This window comes from Sphingobium scionense (assembly GCF_014197035.1).
Taxonomy (GTDB): Bacteria; Pseudomonadota; Alphaproteobacteria; order Sphingomonadales; family Sphingomonadaceae; genus Sphingobium; species Sphingobium scionense.
In genome coordinates this window covers 23,677-33,565 of record NZ_JACIEU010000038.1, presented here as the reverse complement: position 1 = coordinate 33,565, position 9,889 = coordinate 23,677, and the positions used below count along the sequence as shown (strand labels likewise).

The window sequence follows — 9,889 nt, the reverse complement described above, 5'->3', positions numbered from 1 at the left end:
GCGCAATTTGCCGTGATCTTCGGCGAACGTTTCATCAGAGCCATGGCGGCCTGATGATCAACCGCCCGGCCGCACACGGAAATCCTGACAGTCCCAGGCGGCGTCGTTGCGGATGCGCGAGGCCGAAATCCAGGCCTTGGTGCCGTGACCGGTCAGGTCGCCGGTGTTCACAACGCCGAACATGCGGAAATAGGGGCGATCACCCGCGCCGTCGGCAACGATATTGCCGTAGCTGACGCTGGCAAGAACGCCATAGTCATCGCTCGGTTCAAGGGTCTTGATGTTGACGGTGCCGCCAACCGCAGCAGCGGTTGGGCTATCGACGTCGGTCGAACCCAGGTTGACGTTGATGTTCTCGATCAGCTCGGCGTCAACCTGCTGGTTGGTGTAGATCGCATAGTTGCCCGAGTCATTGAGCGGGATACCGTCAAAGGTCTGCGAGATACGGTCAGAGCTGAAGCCGCGGATGGTGAAGCTGCCACCCGACGAACCCCAGGGATCGTTGTTGGTGAAGCTGACGCCCGGCACCAGGTTGATGATTTCGTTGACCGACTGCCCCGGACGCTGTGCCTGGATGATTTCCTGGCCCAGAACGACCTTCGCCTTCGGCGAGTCAGGAATCTTCACGCCGCCAACACCCTGGTTGACGACGGCGCCGGTTACGATGATCGAATCGAAATCATCCGAACCGGTCGACTGCGCGAAGGCGACAGCCGGGGCAGCGACGGCGAGAATCGCGGCGCTGCACTTGAGAAACTGCTTCATTGACCCTTGTCCCTTTTTCAAGAGTGGCGCCCCAGGACGCCCTAACCATTTTGCTCTTCGAGCCGGCGCCGCATCTGGCGGCCACTGGCGACGCCCCTGTGATGCTATGATTGCAATTATGTTACAATGCAGGTGCGGGACTGTCACAATCAGGCAGGGACTTTACCTAGACGCCGGGAAACGACTTGAAATTCAACCATATCACACTGATTTTATTGCATAATATGCCGAAATTTTACAGCGCGACACCACTGGTGCAATTTTACAACGGATCGGGAATTTTTGTGCAGTGCGAAAGACTTGCACGAAAAAGGGGCCAGTGGATGGTCCACCGGCCCCTTTTGTTCCAGCCTGAACGGCGAATGAACTAGGCGGCGTCTTCCGCGCGCTTGTCCTTCTCGCTGAACACGCGAATCGGTTCCTTGGTGCCGGCAACGACGTCTTTGTCGACCACCACTTCGCCGACGCCCTCCATCGAGGGCAGATCGAACATGGTATCGAGCAGGATCGCTTCCAGGATCGAACGCAGGCCGCGCGCGCCGGTCTTGCGCTCGATTGCCTTCTTCGCAATCGCGGTCAGCGCATCATCGGTGAAGCTCAGTTCGACATTCTCCATGTCGAACAGCTTGCCATATTGCTTGACCAGCGCGTTCTTCGGCTCGACCAGGATCTTGACCAGAGCGGTCACGTCCAGATCCTCCAGCGTCGCGATGACCGGCAGACGGCCGACGAATTCGGGAATCAGGCCGAACTTCAGCAAATCTTCCGGTTCGCTCTGGCGCAGCAGTTCGCCGGTCTTGCGCTCCTCGGGCGCGGCGACATGGGCGCCGAAACCGATCGACTTGGCTTCCAGACGGTCGCCGATGATCTTTTCCAGGCCAGCGAACGCGCCGCCGCAGATGAACAGGATGTTGGTCGTGTCGACCTGCAGGAATTCCTGCTGCGGATGCTTGCGACCACCCTGCGGCGGAACCGAGGCGGTCGTGCCTTCCATCAGCTTGAGCAGCGCCTGCTGCACGCCCTCACCCGACACGTCGCGCGTGATCGACGGGTTCTCGGCCTTGCGGCTGATCTTGTCGATTTCGTCGATGTAGACGATGCCGCGCTGCGCCTTCTCGACATTATAGTCGGACGCCTGGAGCAGCTTGAGGATGATGTTTTCCACGTCCTCGCCGACATAGCCGGCCTCGGTCAGCGTGGTGGCATCGGCCATGGTGAAGGGCACGTCGAAGGTCTTTGCCAGAGTCTGCGCCAGCAAAGTCTTGCCGCAGCCGGTCGGGCCGACGAGCAGGATGTTCGACTTGGCCAGTTCCACCTCGCCCGGCTTCGAGCCGTGGTTGAGGCGCTTGTAATGATTGTGGACCGCGACGGACAGGACACGCTTGGCGCGCTTCTGCCCGATCACATAATCGTCGAGCACATCGCAGATTTCCTGCGGGGTCGGCACGCCGCCATCCTTCCTGCCGACGAGACCGCCCTTGGTCTCCTCGCGGATGATGTCGTTGCACAGTTCCACGCATTCATCGCAGATGAAGACGGTCGGCCCCGCGATCAGCTTGCGCACCTCATGCTGCGACTTGCCGCAGAAGGAGCAGTAAAGCGTGCTTTTAGAATCGGAGCCCGTAAGCTTAGTCATTCGCCAATCTTTCCTCCCCGCCGTCGGCACCATGCCGGTTCTGGCCGGGGATAATCTGGTCCAAAGGCTATCCTAGACCGGGGCACGGCGGTTTCACAAGAGGTGATGTACCGCGCCCCGGTAAAGATCGCCTTTAGCCGTCCGCGTTTTCCGCAGCGGCAGGGCGGCGATCGAACACTTCGTCGACCAGACCGAAGGCCTTGGCCTCATCCGCTTCGAGGAACGTGTCGCGATCCATCGCCTTTTCGACCGCTTCCAGCGTCTGGCCAGTATATTTTACGTAGAGATCGTTCAGGCGACGGCGAATCCGAAGGATTTCCTTGGCCTGGATCTCGATATCCGACGCCATGCCCTGGGCGCCGCCCGACGGCTGGTGGACCATGATGCGGGCATTGCCGAGCGCGATGCGCTTGCCCGGCTCGCCAGCGGCTAGCAGGAAACTGCCCATCGAAGCGGCCTGGCCGATGCAGACGGTGCCGACCTGAGGACGGATATATTTCATCGTGTCGTGGATCGCCATGCCCGCCGTCACGACGCCGCCCGGCGAATTGATATACATCCAGATGTCCTTCTTCGGGTTTTCCGATTCGAGGAACAGAAGCTGGGCGACGATCAGCGAGGCCATATGGTCCTCGACCTGGCCGGTCACGAAGATGATCCGCTCGCGCAGAAGACGCGAGTAAATATCGAAGCTGCGCTCGCCACGGTTCGATTGCTCGATGACGATGGGAACCAGCGCGGCCATGGGATCATGCATGATGTTGGTCATTGTGCTCTTTCAGTCAGGTGCTTTTGCCCGGCCCCCTACATCGGCACAAAACCCGACTGGTTCAAGGGGGAACCATGTGCCACCCCTACCGTTCCACAATCGTTTCAAATCGCAACAGGGGGAACAAGCCGATGGTTTCCGACGTGCATCCCAATATTCCACCCCATGACGGCGGTGCCGGACCGGGGCTGATCGCCGCCTTCTCCTTCGGCTGGAAGGCGCTGGCGCTGCGCGGCGCCGCCTCGATCATCCTGGGCATCATCGCCCTGTTCTACCCGTTCAGCGCACTGTTCGCGCTCACGCTGATCTTCGCGGTCTATGCGCTGACCGACGGCATCTTCTCGGCGATCAGCGCCTTTCGCCGGATGGGGCATGGCCGCCACTGGGGCGCGATGCTGCTGCGCGGGCTGCTGGGCATTGCCGTCGGCATCATCTTCATCGTCACGCCGATCGCGATGACGATCACCTATGCGCTGCTGACCGTGTTGCTGATCGCGGGATGGGCAATCATCGCCGGCGGGCTGGAAATCATCGCCGCAATCCGGCTGCGCAAGGAGATAGAGGGCGAATGGCTGCTGGCGCTGAGCGGGCTGCTCTCGCTGTTGCTGGGCCTGTTCGTCGTCTACCTGGCCTTTGCCAACCCGCATGTGTCGGTGGCGATGCTGGGCTGGGGCATCGGCTTCTACGCGCTGGTGACCGGCGTCACACTGCTGATCCTGGCGATGCGGCTGCGCCGCCGGGTTCAGTCCTTCAAGGCATAGTCGCTGGGCGCACGGAAGGCGAGATAGGCGAGCCGCCGCACTTCGCGGCGGCCGCGCACCACCGTGTCGAGGATCAGGCCGCACATGCCGCTCAAGGTCGCCAGGATCATGAGGCCGGTGACCAGGATCGCGGTCGGGAAACGCGGCACCAGACCGGTCTGGGCATAGGTAACGATCAGCGGCGCGGCGAGGCCGACGGCCAGTGCCGCCAGGAAGGCCGCGATAATGCCGAAGAACAGGATCGGCCGCTCGATGCGATAGAGGGTGATGATCGTGCGCAGGATGCGCCAGCCATCGCGATAGGTGGACAGCTTGCTGACCGAGCCTTCGGGACGCGCGCCATAGGCGGTCATCACTTCGGACACCGGCATCGCCAGTTCGAGGGCATGAACGCTGATCTCGGTCTCTATCTCGAAACCGGCGGACAGCACCGGGAAACTTTTCACAAAGCGGCGCGAGAAGACGCGGTAGCCCGACAGGATATCGGTGAAGCTGCGGCCGAAAAGCTGCTTCAACAGGCTGGTGAGCGCCCAGTTGCCGAAGCGGTGGCCGCGGCGATAGGCCTCCTCCACCTGGTCGCGGCGACAACCCACCACCATGTCGAGATTATCCTCCAGCATGGCAGCGACCATCGCCGGCGCAGCGGCGGCCTCATAGGTCGCGTCGCCATCGGCCATGATGTAGATATCGGCATCGACGTCGGCGAACATGCGGCGCACCACATGACCCTTGCCCTGCTGGGTCACGCGACGGACGATCGCCCCTGCCCCGGCCGCCAGTTCGCGGCTGCCGTCGGTGCTGTTATTGTCGAAGACATAGATGTCGGCATGGGGCAGCGCGCGTCGGAAATCCCGGACCGTCTGCACGATCGCACCCGCTTCATTATAGCAGGGCAGGATCACCGCGACATGCGGGGTTGCGACACCCTCGCCATTCGCCACCGCCGGGAATTCCTTCATCTGCCGCACGCTCCTGCGCCCCTCTTGCCCCTGCCATGGCCCCGCCATGGTTAATATTTCGACTGCCCTGCCCCAAGAATGCCGGCGACGATATAAAGAAAAGGCGCCCGGACCTCCACATGGAAGCCGGGCGCCCTTCTCGTCTCTAGCCTGCCGGCTTATTCAGCCTTGGCAGCAGCCTTCTTGGCGGGAGCCTTCTTCGCCTTGGGCTTTTCCTCGGCGGCGGCTTCTTCAGCCGGGGCTTCGTCCTTCTTGGCAGCAGCCTTCTTGGCCGGCGCCTTCTTGGGCGCGGCTTCCTCGGCTACCACTTCAGCTTCGGCCTCGGCAGGCTCGGCCTTCTTCTTGGCAGCGGCCTTCTTCGCCTTGGGCTTGTCGTCATGATCGTGGTCATGGCCGCAGCCCGGACCGTGGACGTGGGGCTTCAGATCGCCATCTTCGGCTTCGATCGCGGCTTCCAGTTCCTCACGGCTGACAGCGCGGTCGCTGACTTCAGCCTTTTCGAACAGGAAGTCGACGACCTTGTCCTCATAGAGCGGTGCGCGCAGCTGGGCGGCAGCCATCGGATCCTGGCGGACATACTGCACGAAACGCTCACGGTCCTGCGGGCTGTACTGCTGGGCAGCCTGCATGATGAGACGGTTCATTTCATTGTCCGAAACGACGACATTGTTGGCCTGGCCGATTTCCGACAGCAGCAGGCCCAGGCGCACGCGGCGCACGGCGATGCCGCGATAATCTTCCTTCTCGGCTTCCATTTCGGCCAGAGCGGCTTCCGGATCGGCTTCATGGCTGGCTTCGTGCTGAAGCTGCTGCCAGATCTGGTTGAATTCGGCTTCCACCATGCTCGGCGGAACGTCGAAGTCGTGCGAAGCGGCGAGCTGGTCGAGCAGCTTGCGCTTCATATAGGTGCGGGTCAGGCCGTTATGCTCCTGCTCGATCTGGCCCTTGAGCAGATCCTTGAGCTGGTCGAGACCTTCCAGGCCCAGCGACTTGGCGAAGTCGTCATCGAGCTTGGGCTTGTCGGCGTTCAGCACCGACTGCACGGTCACGTCGAAGGTCGCCGCCTTGCCGGCGAGGTGCGCGGCACCATAATCTTCGGGGAAGCTGACCTCGATGGTCTTTTCTTCGCCCTTCTTCACGCCGCCGAGCTGCTCTTCGAAGCCGGGGATGAACTGGCCCGAACCGATCTTCAGCTTCACGCCCTCGGCCGAACCGCCCTCGAACGCTTCACCATCGACCTTGCCGACGAAGTCGATGACCAGCGTGTCGCCGTCCTTCGCCTTGTGGCTGGCGGCATATTCTTCCAGCGCACCCTGCTGGGTGGCGATGCGGCCGGCCTGTTCCTCGACCTGCGCGTCGCTGACTTCGGCTGTCAGGCGCTCCAGCTTCAGACCCTCGATGCTCGGGGCTTCGATCACGGGCAGAACTTCCAGTTCGACCTTGACCTGGGCATCCTTGCCGAACTCGAAGCCTTCATCCAGCTCGACCGACGGCTGCATCGCGGGACGCAGCTTCTGGTCGGCGATCAGCTTCTGAACGCTTTCCTGGATCGAATTGTTGAGGGCATCGCGCTGCAGGCTTTCACCATGCATCTTCTTGACGAGGTTCGCCGGCACCTTGCCGGGGCGGAAGCCGGGCATGCGCACCTGCGGTGCGATAGCCAGCACTTCCTTCTCGACGCGGGCGTCGATATCCTTCGACGTGATGGTCACGGTATAGGCGCGCTTCAGGCCCTCGTTCAACGTCTCGACAGTCTGCATCTTTTCTCTCAAACGCTTTCTTCAGCTGAATATCGTTGGCGACGGATCAAGCCAGGGCCTGACACTGGTGCGGGCGAAGGGACTCGAACCCCCACATCTTGCGATACCAGAACCTAAATCTGGCGCGTCTACCAGTTTCGCCACGCCCGCATCGGTCGCCGGTCGGCGCGGCATAGAGAAAAGCATTGGCGAGAGCAAGGGATATGCATGCGGCCATGGAACCGGCATCCTTACCCAGGCGTAGCATCTTCTTTGCAGGAGAGCATAGCATGGCGACCCAGCCCGATCCAGCGCCCGACGGCATCCCCGCCCCCGACATCATAGAGCCGCAATCGCCGCCCGAAATGCCGCCGCCCGCGACTCCGGATGAGACTCCGATCAACGAACCGCCCGAGATCATTCCCGAGCAGCCCGATTATGACCAGCCCGACAGCGCGCCGGACGAGGTGCCGCCTGACATAATTTCGTAACCGCGCAACAAAAGAAGGCGGCCTAAAACTTTTTTGCAACAGGGTGGAACTTTTTATGGCGGATTACGGAATATGCGTAATCGCGTGCTGGACACCCCCCGGATTCCATGATTGAAATATGACAACAAAAAGAAATGCTGGAGAGGCGCGCTGACATAAAAGGGGGTCGACGTGCATAGGGTTCGCGCCAAGCTAGAATGGTTCAAGACCGTGATTTTGCCGCAGGAAGCTGCCTTACGGGGCCGTCTGCGTCGCATTTTGCCTTCCACCCATGAGCTGGAGGATATGGTCGCTGAAGTCCTGGCCCGTGCCTATGCCACGGAAAACTGGGAAAATGTCACCACCGGGCGCGCTTATCTCTTCACCATCGCCCGCAATCTCGTCATCGACACCGCCCGCCGCAACAAGGTGGTGAGCTTCGAGACGATCGCTGATCTGGAATTGCTGGGTGGCGAAAACACCATCGAGGCACAGCTCCATGCCCGCGAAGCGCTTCGCCAGGTCGAGGCGATCGTCGATTCGCTGCCTACCCAGTGTCGCCGCGTCTTCATTCTTCGCCGTATTCACGAAAAATCGATGCTGGAAATAGCGGAGGAAATGTCTCTGTCCGTTTCTACTGTTGAAAAACATCTGGCCAAAGCCATCGGCATAGTTATGCGGGCCTGGGCAGAACGTGAGGAAACGGATTTCGAACGTGCAGGCGTCGGGACCAAGTTCAAACAGCGGGGACAGGGACGCGATCGCGTTGGAAGCCGCGCGCCTGCTGGCCAGGCTTAACAGCGACCCTACGCCCCAGGACGAAGACGAGATATGTGCGTGGATCGAGGCCGATCCGCGCCATGGTGTGGCCTTTGCCCGCGCCGAGGCCGCCTGGGATGCGGCCGAGCGGCTGAAGAGCGCCGCCGCCGAAGTCAACCTGCCCCCGCTCGAAGCGATCGTCAGCGAGGAACAGCAGCGCCGGCTGTCGCGCAACATCATGATCGCCGCCGGCATCGCCATCGCCTTCTTCATCGTCGCCGCGATCGTCACCATCCGCACCTTCAGCGGCGTGGATCGCTATGAGACCGCCGTAGGCCAGATCCGCGACGTCGCGCTGGCCGATGGCTCCACCCTGCACCTCAACAGCAATAGCGAGGCGGAAGTCCGCTTCACCGATATCGGCCGAAAGGTACGGGTGCTGAAAGGGGAAGCCTCTTTCGACGTGGCCCATGACAAGGGCCGCCCTTTCGACGTGGAGGTGCGATCGGCCCTGATCCGCGCGGTCGGCACCGCCTTCAACGTCCGCATGCGCCCGTCGGTGGTCGAACTCACCGTGACGCAGGGCACGGTGACGGTCCATTCGGGCGATAGCGGACTGGAAAAGGTCAGCGCCGGCAGCGGCGCGGTGATCCAGTCGCGCAGCATCGACCTCACCCATCTCAGCCCCAAGCTGATCGACCAGCGCACCGCCTGGCGCGACCAGATGGTTGAACTGGACGGGGAAACGATCGAGCAAGCGGCCAGCGAGTTCAACCGCTATCGCCGCGCGCCGATCCTGATCGGCGATGCGCGCGTCTCCTCGTTGCGGGTCGGCGGGCGCTTCCGCGTCAGCGACAGCAGGGAATTCCTGTCCGCCCTGCAACTGAGCCTGCCGATCCGCGCGGTGAATGGCGAGGATGGATCGGTGATGCTGCTCTATCGCGATGAACCGGATGCCGCCGACAATGCGATGGCACCGAGCGAATAGGGCCGCTCAGCCGAGCAGGTCGCGGACCAGTTCGGGCACCAGTTCGCTTGCCGGGCCAAGCCGGCTTTCCTCGAAATAGCTGCTGCCCGCCGACGGATCGAGATTAAGCTCCAGCGTTCGCGCGCCATAATGACGCGCCATCTGGACGAAGCCGGCGGCCGGATAGACCGCGCCCGACGTGCCGATCGACACGAACAGATCAGCCTGCGCCAGCGCTTCCTCGATCCACTCCATATCATAGGGCATTTCGCCGAAGAAGACGATGTCGGGCCGCAGGCTGGGCGCGCCGCACCCCGCACAGGCGCTGCCGGGCGGCAGCGGATCGGCCCAGGCCACCGCCTTGCCGCAGGCGGCACAGAGGGCGGATTTCAATTCCCCATGCATGTGGAGCAGCCGGACCGCCCCTGCCCGCTCATGCAGGTCATCGACATTCTGGGTGACGATCAGCAGATCGCCCGGCCAGGCACGGTCGAGCGCAGCCAATGCCTCATGCGCCGGATTGGGCGCCACCTCCGCCAGCTTCGCCCGCCGCTCGTCATAGAAGCGATGCACCAGCGCCGGATTGCGCGCCAATGCCTCGGGCGTGCAGACATCCTCCACCCGATGCCCCTCCCACAAGCCATCCGGCCCGCGAAAGGTCGCAAGCCCGCTCTCGGCCGAAATACCCGCGCCGGTGAGGATGACGATATTGTGGATGTCGGTCGGCATGGCGGGCACCTCGGCAGGCAGACTTACGCCTTGGTCAGCATCTTCTGGGCGCTGGTCTTGATGAAGTCGGAGATCGGGCCGGACATCATCTTGAGGAACATCGGGATCGATACGGTGCCGCGCACCTTGTCCTCCTCGATCAGCAGCTTGACCGGAATAGTCTGGGCCATGGCCGAGATTTCCATCTCCAGCGCATAGTCGGACGGCCAGGTCGCGGTCATGGTGCCACCGCCGGGGATATGCTGTTCCAGCTTGGGCAGGCCCTGCTCCACCCGGCGCTTCGCTTCGTCACGGCCAAGGTCATGGGGAATGTCGATGTCCATCCTGTTTATCCT

Annotated in this window: 10 protein-coding genes, 1 tRNA gene and 1 pseudogene; 4 read left to right on the top strand and 8 right to left on the bottom strand. The window is 62.1% G+C overall.

The window, feature by feature from the left end:
* Positions 1-93 precede the first annotated feature (93 nt).
* From GGQ90_RS25880 to clpP, 3 genes and pseudogenes are all read right to left on the bottom strand, one after another.
* Positions 94-765 (bottom strand): annotated as a pseudogene (locus tag GGQ90_RS25880) (TonB-dependent receptor plug domain-containing protein); the annotation flags it as partial.
* Positions 766-1,132: 367 nt separating this feature from the next.
* Positions 1,133-2,401 (bottom strand): ATP-dependent Clp protease ATP-binding subunit ClpX, encoded by a 1,269-nt coding sequence (gene clpX / locus GGQ90_RS25875; RefSeq protein WP_188084356.1) that lies wholly within the window; start codon positions 2,399-2,401, stop codon positions 1,133-1,135.
* A 133-nt stretch (positions 2,402-2,534) separates the two neighbouring features.
* Positions 2,535-3,170: an ATP-dependent Clp endopeptidase proteolytic subunit ClpP gene (gene clpP / locus GGQ90_RS25870; RefSeq protein ID WP_188084355.1), complete on the bottom strand. Its 636-nt coding sequence runs from the start codon at positions 3,168-3,170 to the stop codon at positions 2,535-2,537.
* Positions 3,171-3,301: 131 nt separating this feature from the next.
* On the opposite strand from clpP, the gene GGQ90_RS25865 reads away from it, so the two are divergent.
* Complete coding sequence (locus GGQ90_RS25865; RefSeq protein WP_188084354.1) at positions 3,302-3,931, top strand: HdeD family acid-resistance protein; 630 nt, start codon at positions 3,302-3,304, stop codon at positions 3,929-3,931.
* On the opposite strand, the gene GGQ90_RS25860 is transcribed toward GGQ90_RS25865, so the two are convergent.
* The 3 genes from GGQ90_RS25860 to GGQ90_RS25850 all read right to left on the bottom strand — a co-directional run bounded on the left by GGQ90_RS25860 (position 3,913) and on the right by GGQ90_RS25850 (position 6,800).
* Complete coding sequence (locus GGQ90_RS25860; RefSeq protein WP_188084353.1) at positions 3,913-4,890, bottom strand: glycosyltransferase family 2 protein; 978 nt, start codon at positions 4,888-4,890, stop codon at positions 3,913-3,915. The two genes, GGQ90_RS25865 and GGQ90_RS25860, sit on opposite strands and share 19 nt — an antisense overlap.
* 158 nt (positions 4,891-5,048) lie before the next feature.
* A complete protein-coding gene (gene tig / locus GGQ90_RS25855; RefSeq protein WP_188084352.1) occupies positions 5,049-6,650 on the bottom strand; it encodes a trigger factor in 1,602 nt (533 codons plus the stop codon).
* 65 nt (positions 6,651-6,715) lie between these two features.
* Positions 6,716-6,800: transfer RNA gene (locus GGQ90_RS25850), tRNA-Leu, on the bottom strand.
* Positions 6,801-6,919: 119 nt separating this feature from the next.
* On the opposite strand from GGQ90_RS25850, the gene GGQ90_RS25845 reads away from it, so the two are divergent.
* The 3 genes from GGQ90_RS25845 to GGQ90_RS25835 all read left to right on the top strand — a co-directional run bounded on the left by GGQ90_RS25845 (position 6,920) and on the right by GGQ90_RS25835 (position 8,846).
* Positions 6,920-7,120: a hypothetical protein gene (locus GGQ90_RS25845; protein WP_188084351.1), complete on the top strand. Its 201-nt coding sequence runs from the start codon at positions 6,920-6,922 to the stop codon at positions 7,118-7,120.
* Between the two features lie 171 nt (positions 7,121-7,291).
* Positions 7,292-7,897, top strand: a complete 606-nt coding sequence (locus tag GGQ90_RS25840; protein ID WP_188084350.1) for a sigma-70 family RNA polymerase sigma factor — start codon at positions 7,292-7,294, stop codon at positions 7,895-7,897.
* Entirely contained in the window at positions 7,866-8,846 is a 981-nt protein-coding gene (locus GGQ90_RS25835; RefSeq protein ID WP_223178457.1) for a FecR family protein, read from the top strand. Before GGQ90_RS25840 ends, GGQ90_RS25835 begins: the two co-directional genes overlap by 32 nt.
* Positions 8,847-8,852: 6 nt before the next feature.
* Here the strand turns inward: GGQ90_RS25835 and GGQ90_RS25830 are convergent, their stop codons facing one another.
* Together GGQ90_RS25830 and GGQ90_RS25825 are read right to left on the bottom strand one after the other, a co-directional pair.
* Positions 8,853-9,554 (bottom strand): NAD-dependent deacylase, encoded by a 702-nt coding sequence (locus GGQ90_RS25830; RefSeq protein WP_188084349.1) that lies wholly within the window; start codon positions 9,552-9,554, stop codon positions 8,853-8,855.
* Positions 9,555-9,577: 23 nt separating this feature from the next.
* Positions 9,578-9,877 (bottom strand): polyhydroxyalkanoic acid system family protein, encoded by a 300-nt coding sequence (locus GGQ90_RS25825; protein ID WP_188084348.1) that lies wholly within the window; start codon positions 9,875-9,877, stop codon positions 9,578-9,580.
* Positions 9,878-9,889: the final 12 nt, after the last annotated feature.

What these genes read in the sequence shown, in the direction of transcription:
- clpX (WP_188084356.1), bottom strand. Translation starts at nt 2,401, where the DNA reads ATGACTAAGCTTACGGGCTCCGATTCTAAAAGCACGCTTTACTGCTCC.
- clpP (WP_188084355.1), bottom strand. Translation starts at nt 3,170, where the DNA reads ATGACCAACATCATGCATGATCCCATGGCCGCGCTGGTTCCCATCGTC.
- GGQ90_RS25865 (WP_188084354.1), top strand. Translation starts at nt 3,302, where the DNA reads ATGGTTTCCGACGTGCATCCCAATATTCCACCCCATGACGGCGGTGCC.
- GGQ90_RS25860 (WP_188084353.1), bottom strand. Translation starts at nt 4,890, where the DNA reads ATGAAGGAATTCCCGGCGGTGGCGAATGGCGAGGGTGTCGCAACCCCG.
- tig (WP_188084352.1), bottom strand. Translation starts at nt 6,650, where the DNA reads ATGCAGACTGTCGAGACGTTGAACGAGGGCCTGAAGCGCGCCTATACC.
- GGQ90_RS25845 (WP_188084351.1), top strand. Translation starts at nt 6,920, where the DNA reads ATGGCGACCCAGCCCGATCCAGCGCCCGACGGCATCCCCGCCCCCGAC.
- GGQ90_RS25830 (WP_188084349.1), bottom strand. Translation starts at nt 9,554, where the DNA reads ATGCCGACCGACATCCACAATATCGTCATCCTCACCGGCGCGGGTATT.
- GGQ90_RS25825 (WP_188084348.1), bottom strand. Translation starts at nt 9,877, where the DNA reads ATGGACATCGACATTCCCCATGACCTTGGCCGTGACGAAGCGAAGCGC.